Below are 14339 nucleotides of genomic sequence, written 5' to 3'. Positions count from 1 at the left end.
AAGTCCACCCGGCGCCGTCCGGATGTGAGGAGACATCGGGGCAAACCGCGGGGAAAGCGGCGGTGTGCCGACGGTGAAAGCGGGGCGGGGGCCCCGGAGTTGGCCGTTGGCCGCTGACTTGTCGGCTACTGTGCCGTAAGGTCGCCGTGATTGTGGGTGATTGCGTCCGTAGGGGATCCGTAGGGGAGAGGACGGGGACGGCTTTATGGCGCGATACCGGGGCAGGCACGCTGCGCAGCGGGAGGCCGTGCGGAGGTCGGGACACCGACGCCGCTCCGGACTGAGCAGCAGCCGATACCGCAGAGGGCTGGGCGGCACCGCGATCGCCGCCGTCGTCATGGCGGCGCTGACCGCGTCCCAGGCTCCCGGCGTGGGGCTCGGCGGCGACGACGGCAAGGGCCGCTCGGACGCCGCGGGCGACCGCACGCCGGGTGACGACAACTACGCGACGGAGCTGCCGCCGCTGCAATCCCCCAACCCGCCGGGCCAGGCGGCTCCCGGCGGCTCCGGGGACGAGTCGGGCATACCCGCCTCGGTGCTGGCGGCGTACAAGAAGGCCGCCAAGTCGCTCGCGTCCCGCACGCCCGGTTGCGGTCTGCGCTGGGAACTCCTCGCCGGTATCGGCAAGGTCGAGTCGGGCCAGGCCCGCGGCGGCGCCGTCGACAAGGAGGGCACGACGCTGCGGCCCATCCTCGGACCGGTGCTCAACGGGGCGGGTTTCGCCCACATCAAGGACACCGACGGCGGCCGCTGGGACGGCGACACCCGCTACGACCGTGCGGTCGGCCCGCTGCAGTTCATCCCCTCCACCTGGAACCGGTGGGGCGCCGACGGCAACGGTGACGGGCGCAAGGACCCCAACAACGTGTACGACGCGGCGCTCGCCGCCGGGCAGTACCTGTGCGCGGACGGCCGCGACCTGTCGGCCAAGGCCGACCTGGACCGGGCGATCCTCAGCTACAACAACTCCGACGCGTACCTGCGTACCGTCCTGGCCTGGTACGAGTACTACCGCAAGGGCACCCACTCGGTGCCGGACAGCGACGCTCCGCTCGTGCCGACGGCACCCGGCCTCGGCGAGTCCGGCAGCGGCTCGAAGAAGGGCGGCTCGCACTCCTCCGGACCGGGCAAGGGCGGCTCGCCCACGCCCGGCAAGGGCGGCGGAGGCAGCCATCCCGGCGGCGGCAACGAGGGCGGCCACGGCGGCGACAAGCCCGGCGGTGGGGACGGCCACGAGACCCCGGCCCCGGAGCCGACGGCCCCGCACGCCGTCGTCGCGGACGGCGCCAAGGAGTTCTCCGCGGTCGCCGGTGAGACCTTTGCCGCGCATCCCCGCGTCAAGGTGGAGACCTCCAAGGGCAAGGGCGTCGAGGGCGTCGAGGTCGACTTCGCCGTCGACGGCGACACCGGTGCGGCCTTCGACGGCGGCGCCAAGAAGGCGACCGTCACCACCGACGCGAAGGGTTTCGCGACGGCCCCCGACCTGGCCGCCGGTGACAAGGCCGGTGCCTTCACGGTGCACGCGTCGGTTCCGGGCAAGGACCTGGGCACCGTCGACTTCCACGCCACGGTGACCGCACCGCAGGCCGACGAGCTGGCCCGCACCAGTGACGTCGCGCTGAGCGCCGCCAAGAACGCTGCCTTCACGGTCCCGGTCGAGGCCAAGGCCACCCGCAAGGGCAAGCCGGTCGCGAACACGGCGGTGACGGCGACGCTGAAGGACACGGCCAAGGGGCCGTACTTCAAGGATGACAAGGGCAACCCGGTGCGCACTCCGGTGCAGTTCACGACGGACGAGAACGGTCTCGTCAAGGTCGAGGGCCTCTTCGCCGACGACAAGCCGGGCGACTACACCCTCACCCTGACCGCCCAGGGCGGTGCCACGGTGACGGTGCAGCTCACGATCACAGGCTGACCCCCGCACCTCCCGCGCGCCCCGGTGCCCCGCACCGGGGCGCGCGTCATGTCTGCGGGGATCCGTGTGCGGTGCGTGCGGCGTGCGGTCCGCGTACGGGGAGGGGTGTGGCGCCCGGAACGGCGCAGCGCTTGCAGCGCTGTTCCCATCCCGGGCGGCCGTTGCTACCGTGCGAGCCCATACCTGACGAGTCGTCAGCTTCCTCGTCGCCGGCCACCCCACCGGGAGGTGGAATGCGCGCTCTCCTCGCTGCCGGGATCGGACTGGTGGCCGCCCTCGCGCTCGTCCTCGCCATCACAGCGGTCGGCGCACCGCCCGGCGAGACCTCGAAAGAGCCCCTGCACACCACCGTCCCCGAACACCCCTGACCGGAGGAGCGCATGCGCCGTCGAGCGAGCCTGGTCCTTGTGGCGTTCGCGGTGTTCTTCGCCGCGCTCTCCCCGCTCATCCGCTGGTACGCCTTCCCCCGCCTGGCGAAGATCCCGCCCAGCCAGTACCAGACCATGGTCCTGGAGGCGAAGAACGCCACTCTCCTCGACTACGCCACCATGCGGTCGAAGAAGGTCCCCGAGGTCAGCATCGTGCAGACCCTCAAGGGCAACGTGGCAGCCGCCCGGAAGGCCGAGGACCGCACCGGCCGCGATGTCGTCGTATGGGACACGCTCAGCTATGTGGCCGACGACAAGGGCAAGATGGTCTCCCGCATCCCGGAGCGCTACGTCTTCGACGCCCACTCGCAGGAGCCGGTCCACGCCGAGGGCGAGCACGTCGACCACGATCCGGTACGCCGCGAAGGCATCGAGTACAAGTGGCCGTTCCTGACCGAGAAGCGCGACTACGAGTACTTCGACTTCCAGACCCGCACCTCCGCGCCCATCCACTACAGGGGCACCCGCACCGTCCACGGCCTGGAGACCTACTACTTCGAGCAGACCATCCCCTGGACGCAGGTGAAGGTCCCCAAGAAGCTGCCGCTGGGCGCCACTCCGCAGACCGTCGAACAGATCGGGCTGGAGCGCTGGTACACCACCAAGCGGATGTTCTGGGTCGACCCCGTCACCGGTGCCCCCGTCGACGGGCAGGAGATCCACAAGGAGGAGATGCGCTGGAAGGACCAGCCCGGCAAGAAGCCCCTGACCGCCTTCGCCGGGCACGTGAAGATGCGGCCCGACTTCCAGGCGGACACGGTCGACCTGGTCACCTCCCAGCGTCGGCTCGTACTCGCCCTCACCTCCTATCTGCCTTGGGGCTTCCTGACCCTGGGTGCCCTGCTCCTGGCGCTCTCCCTCGCCCTGGAGGCCCGTGCGCGGGGCCGCGGTTCCGCGCCCGCGGAGGGGCCGCCACCGGAGGCGGGGAGCGCAGGACCGCGCGCGCCGGGCCCCGGCCCGGACGGTCAGGGAACGGGACCGGACGCTGCGGAGACCGGTTCGCGCCAACTCGGCACGGGGCCCGCCGGTCAGGACACCGGGCCGCCCAGGACGCACCGGCTGCGCTCGTAGATCGCAGGCAGGCACGTGTTGCCCTGCACGCACGCCGGCCGCACCACGGTGTCCGCGGCAGTCGGCCCCCCGGCCGCCTGCCGCATCCGCTCGACCGGATCGGGCCCTCCACGGTTGCCGCCGCCCCGGCTGCCGCGCCGGGACGCCACCGGGTGCGGCAGCGCAGACGGGACGGTGGCCCGCTCCCCGGCGTCGGGCCGCGGCCCGTACGACCGACCCGGACGCCCTCAGTCGAGCAGGACAGTCGTCGTCCACGACGGGCCGGTGCCACGCTCCACAGCGGGGCGCGCCGTGCCGGAGGGCAGGAGCCGGGCTCACCCCGCCGCGGGCCGCCTGCTCTTCGTGTGCCGGGTCGGCTCCGCCGTCGCCGGGTCCGCCGGCCACGGGTGCTTGGGGTAGCGCCCCCGCAACTCGGCCCGCACACCCCGGTAGCCCTCCGCCCAGAAGGAGGCCAGATCGGCGGTGACCGCGACGGGGCGCCCCGCGGGGGAGAGCAGATGCACCAGCAGCGGCACCCGCCCGCCCGCCACCCGGGGAGTCTCCCGCGCCCCGAACATCTCCTGGAGCTTGACCGCCAGCACCGGCTGCTCCGGCTCGTAGTCGACGCGGACCCGCGAACCCGAGGGCACCTCGATCCGCTCCGGCGCCAGCTCGTCCAGCCGCGTCGCCTGACCCGAAGCCCACGGCAGCAGCCCCGACAGCACCTCGCCCGCCTGCACGCGGGCCAGATCCGCCCGCGAGACGACCTCGCCCAGCCACTCGTCGGCCCGCGCCAGCAGCGCCGCGTCCGCAACATCCGGCCACGGCGCGCCCAGTGCCCTGTGGAGGAAGCACAGACGGCGGCGCAGGGAGCGCGCGTGCTGCGACCAGTGCAGCAGCTCCGTCCCGCACCTGCGCAGCCCCTCCAGCGCCGCTTCCCGAAGCAGCGGAGCCGGCGCGTGACGCAGCGGCCGTACCGCCAACGGGACGGCACCCAGCGACTCCACCTCGCGGGCCACCACGTCACCGCCGCCTCCCTGCGGTCCCTGCGCGGGGTCCCAGCGCACCTCCTGCCGCACGCCGTGCAGCGCGCCCGCAGCGCTGCGCGCCGTCGCCTCGTCGACGGCTGCGGCCAGCCGCACCCTGGCCGAGGCGGCGCCCACCGGGCGGTCCGCCACGGCGACCGCCAGCCACGGTGCGCCCCGCAGCGGGCTGGTCACGGCCGGCTCGGCCCGGGTCCCGCCGACCATCAGGTAGGAGCCCGCCTGCTGGGCGCGCCCGATCCGCTCGGGCTGGGCGAGTGCGAGGACGGTGCCCACGCCCTGCTCGTCGGCCAGCCCGGCCGGGCGCGGAGTCTCCTCGCCCAGCAGCGCCCGCAGCCGCCGTGTCTCGGCGGCCCAGCGCACCCCGTAGGGATCGCTGCGGTGTGCCGTGCGGGCGCGCCGCAGAGCCTCCGCCGCATCGTCCCCGTACGCCCGCGGCGGCTCCTCGCTCAGCAGCGCCACCGCTTCGCACGCCAGTTCACTGCCCACGTCCGCGGCGCCGTCCAGCAGCGCCCGGGCGAGCCGGGGGTGCACCCCGATACGGGCCAGCCGCCGGCCCCGGGTCGTGACCCGGTCCGCCCCGTCCAGCGCCCCGACCGCGCGCAGCGTCTCGCGTGCCGCTGCCATCGCACCGCCCGGCGGGGCGTCCAGCAGCGCCAGCCCCGAGGCGTCCGGATCGCCCCAGCAGGCGGCGTGCAGCGCGAACGTGGTCAGATCGGCCACCGTGATCTCGGGCGACGGTTCCCGGGGGCGGCCCGCCTCCTCGGCCTGCGCCCAGCACGCGTAGGCGACGCCGGGCGCCTCCCGGCCCGCCCGGCCGCGCCGCTGCTCCGCGCCGGCGCGCGAGACCCGCACCGTGGTGAGGGAACCCAGACCGCGCGCGTGGTCCATGCGGGGCTCCCGGGCGAGCCCCGCGTCCACGACGACCCGCACGCCGGGCACCGTCAGGCTCGACTCCGCCACCGCCGTCGCCAGGATCACCCGCCGTCCGCCGCCGCCCGCGGTCGTGCCACCGCGCAGCACCTCGTCCTGCGCCTGCGCGGCCACCCGCCCATGGAGCTGGAACACGTGCGCGTCCACGTCGTGGAGGAGGGCCGCGACCCTCCCGATCTCGCCCACGCCCGGCAGGAAGCACAGCACGTCCCCCTCACGCACCTCGGCGAGCGCCCGCCGCACCGTCGCGGCAACGTGCCGCAGCAGGGCCGGGTCCACCCACATCCCGTGCGGGGGCCGCACGCCCGACGGCGGAGGCGCGTACCGCACCTGCACCGGATGGCTCGTTCCCCGGCCGCGGACGACCGGCGCGGACAGCAGCCGTGCCCATGCCGCGCTGTCCTGCGTCGCCGAGGCCGCGATCATCCACAGGTCGTCCGGGCGGAGCGTCGCTCGGACGTCCAGCAGGAACGCCAACGCCGTGTCCGCGTCCAGGTGCCGCTCGTGGCACTCGTCCATGAGGACCACGTCGACCCCCGGCAACTCCTGGTCCCGCTGGAGACGCTGCAACAGCACGCCTGTGGTGACCACCTCGACCCGGGTACGCGGCCCGGCCCGGCGCTCTCCCCGCACCGTGAAGCCCACGCTCTGTCCGGGGCGCTCACCCAGCAGCCACGCCATCCGCCGCGCCGCCGAGCGGGCCGCGATCCGGCGCGGCTCCGCCACCAGGACGGTTCGCGGCGGCGTCCCGTCGCCGAGGAGCCCCGCCAGGGCCAACGGGAGCAGGGTCGTCTTGCCGGTGCCGGGCGGCGCGTGCACGACGGCTGCGCCGCGGGCGGCGAGGGCCTCCCGCAGGTCCGGCAGGGCCTCGGCAACGGGGAGCTGGGTCAACTGGTCGTCGCGGCGCACCCGGCGATTGTCCCTGTCTGGCCCGCGCCCGTTTGCGCCCGCCCGCACCTGCCCGCGCCCACCCGACGCGCGCCTGCCGCGGGGCACCCTCACGTGCGGGTGCGGCCGGCCTTATGCGCGCGTGCAGACGAAGATCGCGGTGCCCGGCACCAGCCGCCCCCGCAGCGGGGACCAGCCGCCCCACACCTGCTGGTTGTCCTCGGGCCACTCCGGTTCGACGAGGTCGTCGAGCCGGAAACCGGCGCCCGTCAGCTCCCGGACCCGGTCACCGAGAGTGCGGTGGTGCTCCACGTACACCGTCCGCCCCTCCGTGTCCTGCTCCACGTACGGCGTGCGGTCGAAGTAGGAGGCGAGGACGGTCAGCCCCTCGGGGCCGGGCTCGTCGGCCAGGGACCACCGCAGGGGGTGGGTCAGCGAGAAGACCCACCGCCCGCCCGGCCGCAGCACGCGTGCGACCTCGGCGAAGACGCGTTCGGGATCGGCCACGAACGGGATCGCGCCGTAGGCGGAGCAGGCCAGGCCGAAGGACTCGTCCGCGAAGGGCAGCACCCGCGCGTCCGCCTCGACCAGGGGGAAAGACAGCTCGCCGCCCCTCCCGTCACCGATCCGCAGGGCGTGCTGGAGCTGCCGGTGGGACAGGTCGAGGGCGACGGGCCGAGCACCCTGTGCGGCCAGCCACCGGGAGCACTGCGCCGCACCGGCGCCGATCTCCAGCACCCGCAGGCCGCGCAGCCCGGAGGCCGGTCCGAGCAGCCCGGCCTCCGCCTCGTCGAGACCCTCGGGGCCCCAGACGAAGCGGTCGTCGCCGAGGAAGTCGCCGTGGTCGTTCTGGTACTCGTCCGCGTTGCGGTCCCACCAGCCCCGGTTGGCGCGGCTGCTCTCCGGGCCGCCGGCCGGGCGCCGTACGGCCTCGGCGTCGTCGTCGGGGGAGACGATACGGTCACCTTCGGTGACGGGTTGTCCACTTGCAGGGCGGACGGTGCCGTCCACCTCGTGCTTTTGTTCCATCGCACCTGTAGCCGTACTCTTCGTCCGGGCTCGCTGTCGAGCACCGAGGGGGACCCGCCGGGCACGCACCGGAGGCGGCCGGGCACCGTCTCACACTGCGGGAACCCCGCCGCGCGGGGCCATCTGCTCGTCCGTCGAAGCGAGTTGTGCCGGGAATGGGGTTTTCCGTCCCGGCTGTACTCTTTCGCGCATTGACCATGCCCAGCGGCCCCCGTATGCTACAAGTTGCGCTGCGGGCCTGCGTGCCTCGGACGGAGCAGGCCGCGCTCGCATCTGTTGTATGTCCCCTCGGGTTTCCGGCTTATCTGGCTGTCCGGCTGACTTGCATGCGGTGCGATCAAAGGGCTCTCGGCGTGGCAGTACCTACGACTTCATGTCCGTACCGGAGACCCTTTCCCACATGACGAGCAGCACCGAGACTTCCGCCACCAGCCCGCAGGTTGCGGTCAACGACATCGGTTCCGAGGAAGCCTTCCTCGCCGCGATCGACGAGACGATCAAGTACTTCAACGACGGCGACATCGTCGACGGCGTCATCGTGAAGGTCGACCGGGACGAGGTCCTGCTCGACATCGGTTACAAGACCGAAGGTGTCATCCCTTCCCGTGAGCTGTCGATCAAGCACGACGTCGACCCCAACGAGGTCGTCGCCGTCGGTGACGAGATCGAGGCCCTGGTCCTTCAGAAGGAGGACAAGGAAGGCCGCCTGATCCTCTCGAAGAAGCGCGCTCAGTACGAGCGTGCCTGGGGCACCATCGAGAAGATCAAGGAAGAGGACGGCATCGTTACCGGTACCGTCATCGAGGTCGTCAAGGGCGGCCTCATCCTCGACATCGGCCTGCGCGGCTTCCTCCCGGCCTCCCTGGTCGAGATGCGCCGCGTCCGCGACCTCCAGCCGTACGTCGGCAAGGAGCTCGAAGCCAAGATCATCGAGCTGGACAAGAACCGCAACAACGTGGTCCTGTCCCGCCGTGCCTGGCTGGAGCAGACCCAGAGCGAGGTCCGCCAGACCTTCCTCACCACCCTCCAGAAGGGCCAGGTGCGCTCCGGCGTCGTCTCCTCCATCGTCAACTTCGGCGCCTTCGTGGACCTGGGTGGCGTGGACGGTCTGGTCCACGTCTCCGAGCTGTCCTGGAAGCACATCGACCACCCCTCCGAGGTCGTCGAGGTCGGCCAGGAGGTCACGGTCGAGGTCCTGGACGTCGACATGGACCGCGAGCGCGTGTCCCTGTCGCTCAAGGCGACCCAGGAAGACCCGTGGCAGCAGTTCGCCCGTACCCACCAGATCGGCCAGGTCGTGCCCGGCAAGGTCACCAAGCTGGTGCCGTTCGGTGCGTTCGTCCGCGTCGACGAGGGGATCGAGGGTCTGGTCCACATCTCCGAGCTGGCCGAGCGCCACGTGGAGATCCCGGAGCAGGTCGTCCAGGTCAACGACGAGATCTTCGTCAAGGTCATCGACATCGACCTGGAGCGCCGCCGCATCAGCCTCTCGCTGAAGCAGGCCAACGAGGCCTTCGGCGCGGACCCGACCGCGGTCGAGTTCGACCCGACCCTCTACGGCATGGCCGCGTCCTACGACGACCAGGGCAACTACATCTACCCCGAGGGCTTCGACCCCGAGACCAACGACTGGCTCGAGGGCTACGAGAAGCAGCGCGAGGAGTGGGAGAACCAGTACGCGGTCGCCCAGTCCCGCTTCGAGGCGCACCAGGCCCAGGTCATCAAGTCCCGCGAGGCCGACGAGCAGGCCGCGGCCGAGGGTGCCACGGGCGGCGGCGGCGCCGGTGCCCCGCAGGGCGGCGGCGGCCAGGGTGGCTCGTACTCCTCCGAGGGCTCGGACGAGGACTCCGGCGCGCTGGCGTCCGACGAGGCCCTGGCGGCCCTCCGCGAGAAGCTGGCCGGCGGCCAGAGCTGACCGTGGTGGCTCGCCACTGAGCAAGGCCGAGCGAGGCCCGCATCCTGGAGACAGGGTGCGGGCCTCGTCCCGTTTCCGGGACCGGGCCGGTCTGCCGGTCCTGCGCCCGTCCCGACCCCGCCCCCGGATTCGTCCCCGCTCTCCGGTTCGGCGCTGCGGGAATGCTCCGGCGGGGCGCAGACGTTGGGGGAGTATGCGACAGGAGCGGGAATCGTTGTACTCGTGGGATCAGGCAGGCCTCGACGCCGTGGACGCGGTGATCAAGGAGCCCGACAGTGCGGGGCTGGTCATGCTGTACCACTTCGAAGGGTTCATGGACGCCGGTGAGACCGGTGAACAGATCGTGGAACAGCTTTCGGCGAGCCAGCCGTACGTCACCGTCGCCCGCTTCGACGTGGACCGCCTCATCGACTACCGGGCACGCCGGCCCATGATGACCTTCCGCCGCGACCGGTGGGTGTCCTACGAGACGCCTCGCCTGGAGCTGCGGCTGATGCGGGACGCGACGGACGCGCCGTTCCTCCTGCTGTCCGGCCCGGAGCCGGACAACGAGTGGGAGCGCTTCACCGAGGCGGTCCGCGAGATCGTGCAGCGGGTGCGGGCCCATCTGTCCGTGACCTTCCACGGCATCCCCATGGGGGTGCCGCACACCCGCCCCGTCGGCCTCACCCCGCACGGCAACCGTGCCGAGCTGGTGCCGGCCCAGCGGCCGGTCTTCGAGGAGGCGCAGGTCCCCGGCAGCGCGGCGGGGCTCACCGAGCTGCGGCTCTCCGAGAGCGGGTACGACGTCCTCGGCGTCGTCGCGCATGTGCCGCACTACATCGCCCGCTCCCGCTACCCGGACGCGGCGCTCGTCGTCGCCGAGGCCCTCACCTCCGCGACCGGCCTGGTGCTGCCCGAGGTCGCGCACGCCCTGCGCACGGAGGCACTGCGGACACAGAACGAGATCGAGCGGCAGTTGGCGGAGGGCGACGAGGAACTGGTCTCGGTGGTCCGCGGCCTTGAGCAGCAGTACGACGCCGTCGCGGGCGCCGAGACCCGCGGCAACCTGGTGGCGGAGCCCGTGGAGCTGCCCTCCGCCGAAGAGATCGGCGCGGTCTTCGAACAGTTCCTCGCCGACCGGGAGGACCGCGAGAGCGAGGGGCCCGGCCAGGGCCAGGAGCGCGGCGACGGCAGCGACCGGGACTGACGGCTGCGACGAACAGCCGGCCCCCGGGGTGCGGACCGGCAAGGCGCCGAGGACGCTGCCGCGGCACCGTACGAGGGCACCGTATAGCGTGGCCCGCATGCTGAAGGTGGGCTTGACAGGTGGCATCGGCGCGGGCAAGAGCGAGGTGTCGCGGCTGCTCGCGGAGTGCGGAGCGGTGATCGTGGACGCCGACCGGATCGCCAGGGAGGTCGTGGAGCCGGGCACACCGGGCCTGGCGGCTGTCGTCGCCGAGTTCGGCGAGGACGTGCTGGCCGCCGACGGCAGCCTGGACAGGCCGCGCCTGGGCGCCGTCGTCTTCGCGGACCCCGACCGCCTTGCCGCGCTGAATGCCGTCGTCCACCCGCTGGTGGGGGAGCGCTCTGCCGAGTTGGAGCGGCAGGCGGCACAGGCCGACAGCGACGCGGTCGTCGTGCACGACGTGCCGCTGCTGACCGAGAACAAGCTGGCGCCGCTCTACGACAAGGTCGTCGTCGTCGACGCGTCGCCCCGGACGCAACTGGACCGCCTCGTGCGGCAGCGCGGCATGACCGAGGAGGAAGGCCGAGCCCGCATGGCCGCGCAGGCCACGCGGGAACAGCGGCTGGAGATCGCCGACATCGTGATCGACAACGACGGCCCGCTGGAAGAGCTCGCCCCGCGCGTCCGCGAGGTCTGGACCCGCCTCCGCACGGAGAGCGGGCTGCCCCGCTGAGGCGGCTCCTGGGCCTCCGTAGCGGCCCCTCGGCTGAACCGGTCGCCCGGGTGCACGGCTGCCGGGCCTGTTGATGTGGCGGTCCGGCTGAACTGGGCGTTCCGGCCGATGTGGCGGTCCGGCTGGTGCGGCTTTTGGGTGGGACGCGGCTGTCCGGATCAGCGGTCGCCCCCGGCGCTCGCCGCGCGGGAATGCCCGAGGCAGCGCCGGTGTTGTGTCCTGGCGGAAGCCGACGGGAAGGGCAGTGCTGTGACGAGCCCGGAGACGAACCTCATCCAGTTCCGCGCCGCGGAGCAGCTTCTGGAAGCACGCGATCCGCGTGGCGCGGTCCACCTCCTCGACAGTGTGATCGAAGAGCACCCCGAGCACCGGGGGGCGCGGCTGCTGCGGGCGCGCGCGTACTTCCTGGCGGCCAGGCTCCGGTCCGCCGAGGAGGAGTTCCAGTGGGTACTGGAACGGGAGCCCGACAACGCGTTCGCCCACTTCGCGCTGGGCCGGACCCTGCAACGGGGCTCGCGTGACGAGGAAGCGCGTGCCCACTTCAAGCTGGCCGCCGCACTCGATCCTAGGCCGGACTTCGTGGAAGCGGCCGGCTTCGACACCTTCGAGCCCCCGGAGCCCGGCTCCACCGAAGACCTCGGCAACTGAGGCGCGGCAGCACACGGATGCGGGCGGCGGCTGCGGCCGTCGCCCGCTCGTGTACGGCTACGCCGGGGTGTGCTCCCGGGCCCAGCGGGCGAGCGTGGCGAAGTCCTCGTCGCGCAGCCCCCGCCGCGGATCGACGTGGTGGACGAGCGCCGGCCCGGCGTGGTGGGCGGCGACGAACCGGCGTTCCTTGTCCGTCACGGCGTCGTCCACCCAGGCGAAGGGGCGTCCCGCCGCCCACGCCACCACATGCCGCGTCTTGAACAGCAGCCCGTCCAACTCGGGCACGATCTCCTCGGGCCAGGCGACGACGGGCAGTCGGCCCAGTCCGATCAGGGGTGCGATGCAGTCGTTGGCCTCCGCGGCCCAGGTGGTGGCCCACACGAGGTCGTAGCCGAGTCGAAGAAGCCGCTCGCCGTGCGTGGCGTTCAACCGTACGCGCAGCGGCTCCACCCGGCGTCCGGCAGCCCGCCTGCGTGCGGCGTGACCCGGGGGCAGCAGCCGGTGGGTGCGGTACTCGCGCGGCCGGCGGGGCCAGCGGGCCGCGAAGGGGTTGAGCGGTCCGTCCACGTCCAGCATCAGCAGCGGGCGCCCCGCATGCTCCCGGGCCCCGTCCGGGTCCCCGCCCCCCTGTGTCACAGCAGGCCCTCCCGTTCCGCTGCGGCGGCGACTGCCAGCAGGTCGGCTTCTCTGCCGTGCGGGGCCACCAGTTGCAGGCCGACCGGGGCGCCGGTGGCCGTCCGCCCGGCGGGAAGGCTGAGCGCGGGGTGCCCGGTGACGTTGAACGCCCACGTCAGGGCCGTGCTCATCGTCGCTCCCGGTCCGTCGTGTCCGTGGGGTGGGTGGGGAGTCGTCGGGGTGGCGAGCAGTTCCACCTGGGCGAAGAGCTGATCCAGGGCGTGTGCGAACTCGGCGGCGGTGCGGTGCGCCGCCGCAGTGTCCGTGCCGGCTGGGGTGCGGGCTCTTGTACCGGCCCGTGCGGGGACTTCTGTGGTGGCTGCGCGGGTCCTCGTGGGCCTCGTACCGGTGGAACGCGGGGCCCGTGCGCGCAGTTCCCGCCAGCAGCCGGCGGGGTCGGGCAGCCGCACGGCGACGGCGGGCCGCGGCGCGATGATCTCCGCGCCCGCCAGGGCCTCCGCCAGAACCCGGGCCGTGCCGGCGACCTCGTCCCGGGTGTCTGCGAACCCCAGCGTCGCCGACCAGGCCATGCGCGGCGGCCGCGTGGGTGGAGCCGCCGACACCCGCCCTGCTGCCCCCGGGAGCCGCCCGCCGTCGGCCGACACCTGTCCGGCCGCATCCGGCGCCCGCCCGGTGGCGGGCCCGCGGAGTGCGGCGACGTACGCCGCGGCGTCGGCCGCCGTGCGAGCCAGCGGACCCGGCGCACTGCGCACGGTGGGACAGCCGGCACCGCCCCGGGAGAACGGCGCGAGCCCACCTGACGTCTTCAGCCCGAGCACACCGCACCAGGCGGCCGGGATACGGATGGACCCCGCCCCGTCGCTGCCGGTGGCGAGCGGCACCATACGGGCCGCCACGGCCGCGGCCGAACCTGCCGAGGACCCGCCCGGGGAGCAGCGCGGGTCCAGCGGGTTGCGGGTGGGCCCGCGATCGGTGTGCCCCCAGGTCTGCCACTCGGTGCCCGGACCCGGCGTGGACGTGGCCCCCACGGGCACGCACCCCGCGGCCCTCAGCAGGGCGACCTGCCGGGAGGTCAGCCGCTGGGTGCCCTTGACCGCCAGCGGCACCCCGGCCAGCGGCAGCGCCAGTTGTCCCGCACGGACGAGCCGGTCCACCTCGGCGGCGTACTCCGCCGCCTGTGCGGGCCACGTCTCGGTGAAGGCGCGTATCGGCCCGTCGGCGTCGGCGATACGCGCCAGCGCAGCCTCGACGACCTCCTGAGCACTGAGGCGTCCCGACCTGACCTCGGTGGCGATCCCGCACGCGCTCATGTCGCGGTAGGCGGCGAAGCCGTCGGCGTCACGGAGGAGAGGGGCGGAATCGCGTGCGGTCGCCCCGCACCTCACGTCCCCGGCACGCCCGGCGACCAGCCCGCTCCGGTGCCGGTGGCCCGCATGGTCGCTGTCCGCCTCCATTCCGGAAACGGTACAGCCGCCCGGGCGGCCTGGCACCGGGCCCGAGCGCCATTTACCGTATGCGGTATGGACGTTGACGCCGCGCTCACGCTCGCCACCACTGCCGCCTCCGCCGCCGCAGGCGGTACCGCCAGCGCGGCCGGACAGTCGGCGTGGGAGTCGCTGCTGTCCCTGGTGCGGCGGGTGGGCGGCCGGCGCCGGGACGGCGAACCCGCCGAAGGCGAGCTGACGGCGGTCGACCCGGCCGACGAGACGCAGGTCCGCATGCTGACCGGCTGGCTCGGCGAACAGGCCCGCGCGGACGACGAGTTCGCCGCGCTGCTGCGCGGATGGGCCGAACGGCACGAGCCGGTGCTGCGGGCGGAGCGCTCCGAGGTGCACAACACCGTGTCGGGGTCGGCCCGGGTGCGCGGGTCCGTGATCCAGGCACGGGACATCCAAGGCGGCATCAACCTGGGCTGACCGCCCTGTGGCGACCCCCACCGGCTGACCGGCGGGC

At 73.5% G+C, this 14339-nt stretch carries 12 protein-coding genes; 8 read left to right on the top strand and 4 right to left on the bottom strand.

Annotated features, from left to right (window positions below):
- Positions 1-205 precede the first annotated feature (205 nt).
- The 3 genes from H297_RS0108150 to pgfA all read left to right on the top strand — a co-directional run bounded on the left by H297_RS0108150 (position 206) and on the right by pgfA (position 3414).
- The gene (locus tag H297_RS0108150) at positions 206-1915 is read left to right on the top strand and encodes a lytic transglycosylase domain-containing protein (protein ID WP_051351656.1); all 1710 of its coding nucleotides are present in this window, start codon (positions 206-208) and stop codon (positions 1913-1915) included.
- Between the two features lie 233 nt (positions 1916-2148).
- Positions 2149-2283 (top strand): SPW_0924 family protein, encoded by a 135-nt coding sequence (locus H297_RS42635; protein ID WP_106959584.1) that lies wholly within the window; start codon positions 2149-2151, stop codon positions 2281-2283.
- Positions 2284-2295: 12 nt separating this feature from the next.
- Positions 2296-3414: a cell envelope lipid trafficking protein PgfA gene (gene pgfA / locus H297_RS35215; RefSeq protein ID WP_078513842.1), complete on the top strand. Its 1119-nt coding sequence runs from the start codon at positions 2296-2298 to the stop codon at positions 3412-3414.
- A 314-nt stretch (positions 3415-3728) separates the two neighbouring features.
- Here the strand turns inward: pgfA and hrpB are convergent, their stop codons facing one another.
- Together hrpB and H297_RS0108125 are read right to left on the bottom strand one after the other, a co-directional pair.
- The gene (gene hrpB / locus H297_RS0108130) at positions 3729-6278 is read right to left on the bottom strand and encodes an ATP-dependent helicase HrpB (RefSeq protein ID WP_027736634.1); all 2550 of its coding nucleotides are present in this window, start codon (positions 6276-6278) and stop codon (positions 3729-3731) included.
- 111 nt (positions 6279-6389) lie between these two features.
- Positions 6390-7286, bottom strand: coding sequence for a class I SAM-dependent methyltransferase (locus H297_RS0108125; RefSeq protein WP_078513841.1), 897 nt, complete (start codon positions 7284-7286; stop codon positions 6390-6392).
- A gap of 400 nt (positions 7287-7686) precedes the next feature.
- Here H297_RS0108125 and rpsA point away from each other — a divergent pair, with 400 nt between their 5' ends.
- The 4 genes from rpsA to H297_RS0108105 all read left to right on the top strand — a co-directional run bounded on the left by rpsA (position 7687) and on the right by H297_RS0108105 (position 11750).
- Positions 7687-9201, top strand: a complete 1515-nt coding sequence (gene rpsA / locus H297_RS0108120) for a 30S ribosomal protein S1 (RefSeq protein ID WP_027736632.1) — start codon at positions 7687-7689, stop codon at positions 9199-9201.
- Between the two features lie 193 nt (positions 9202-9394).
- Positions 9395-10390, top strand: coding sequence for a PAC2 family protein (locus H297_RS0108115; RefSeq protein ID WP_027736631.1), 996 nt, complete (start codon positions 9395-9397; stop codon positions 10388-10390).
- A 97-nt stretch (positions 10391-10487) separates the two neighbouring features.
- Positions 10488-11102 (top strand): dephospho-CoA kinase, encoded by a 615-nt coding sequence (gene coaE / locus H297_RS0108110; RefSeq protein ID WP_027736630.1) that lies wholly within the window; start codon positions 10488-10490, stop codon positions 11100-11102.
- A 249-nt stretch (positions 11103-11351) separates the two neighbouring features.
- A complete protein-coding gene (locus tag H297_RS0108105) occupies positions 11352-11750 on the top strand; it encodes a tetratricopeptide repeat protein (RefSeq protein WP_027736629.1) in 399 nt (132 codons plus the stop codon).
- Between the two features lie 57 nt (positions 11751-11807).
- On the opposite strand, the gene H297_RS35210 is transcribed toward H297_RS0108105, so the two are convergent.
- The gene (locus H297_RS35210; protein WP_037793493.1) at positions 11808-12326 is read right to left on the bottom strand and encodes an HAD domain-containing protein; all 519 of its coding nucleotides are present in this window, start codon (positions 12324-12326) and stop codon (positions 11808-11810) included.
- A 56-nt stretch (positions 12327-12382) separates the two neighbouring features.
- The gene (locus H297_RS0108095) at positions 12383-13840 is read right to left on the bottom strand and encodes an amidase (RefSeq protein ID WP_486589446.1); all 1458 of its coding nucleotides are present in this window, start codon (positions 13838-13840) and stop codon (positions 12383-12385) included.
- Positions 13841-13906: 66 nt separating this feature from the next.
- Between H297_RS0108095 and H297_RS0108090 the strand changes: the two genes are divergently transcribed.
- Positions 13907-14302 carry a hypothetical protein gene (locus H297_RS0108090; RefSeq protein WP_027736627.1) on the top strand — a complete coding sequence of 132 codons (396 nt, stop codon included), beginning with the start codon at positions 13907-13909 and terminating at the stop codon, positions 14300-14302.
- Positions 14303-14339 lie beyond the last annotated feature (37 nt).

Source organism: Streptomyces sp. CNT360, assembly GCF_000424785.1.
The sequence above is the reverse complement of the archived record's forward strand: the minus strand, read 5'-3'. Positions and strand labels throughout refer to the sequence as shown.

What these genes read in the sequence shown, in the direction of transcription:
- pgfA (WP_078513842.1), top strand. Translation starts at nt 2,296, where the DNA reads ATGCGCCGTCGAGCGAGCCTGGTCCTTGTGGCGTTCGCGGTGTTCTTC.
- H297_RS35210 (WP_037793493.1), bottom strand. Translation starts at nt 12,326, where the DNA reads ATGCTGGACGTGGACGGACCGCTCAACCCCTTCGCGGCCCGCTGGCCC.
- H297_RS42635 (WP_106959584.1), top strand. Translation starts at nt 2,149, where the DNA reads ATGCGCGCTCTCCTCGCTGCCGGGATCGGACTGGTGGCCGCCCTCGCG.
- coaE (WP_027736630.1), top strand. Translation starts at nt 10,488, where the DNA reads ATGCTGAAGGTGGGCTTGACAGGTGGCATCGGCGCGGGCAAGAGCGAG.
- rpsA (WP_027736632.1), top strand. Translation starts at nt 7,687, where the DNA reads ATGACGAGCAGCACCGAGACTTCCGCCACCAGCCCGCAGGTTGCGGTC.
- H297_RS0108090 (WP_027736627.1), top strand. Translation starts at nt 13,907, where the DNA reads ATGGACGTTGACGCCGCGCTCACGCTCGCCACCACTGCCGCCTCCGCC.
- H297_RS0108150 (WP_051351656.1), top strand. Translation starts at nt 206, where the DNA reads ATGGCGCGATACCGGGGCAGGCACGCTGCGCAGCGGGAGGCCGTGCGG.
- H297_RS0108115 (WP_027736631.1), top strand. Translation starts at nt 9,395, where the DNA reads ATGCGACAGGAGCGGGAATCGTTGTACTCGTGGGATCAGGCAGGCCTC.
- H297_RS0108125 (WP_078513841.1), bottom strand. Translation starts at nt 7,286, where the DNA reads ATGGAACAAAAGCACGAGGTGGACGGCACCGTCCGCCCTGCAAGTGGA.
- H297_RS0108095 (WP_486589446.1), bottom strand. Translation starts at nt 13,840, where the DNA reads ATGGAGGCGGACAGCGACCATGCGGGCCACCGGCACCGGAGCGGGCTG.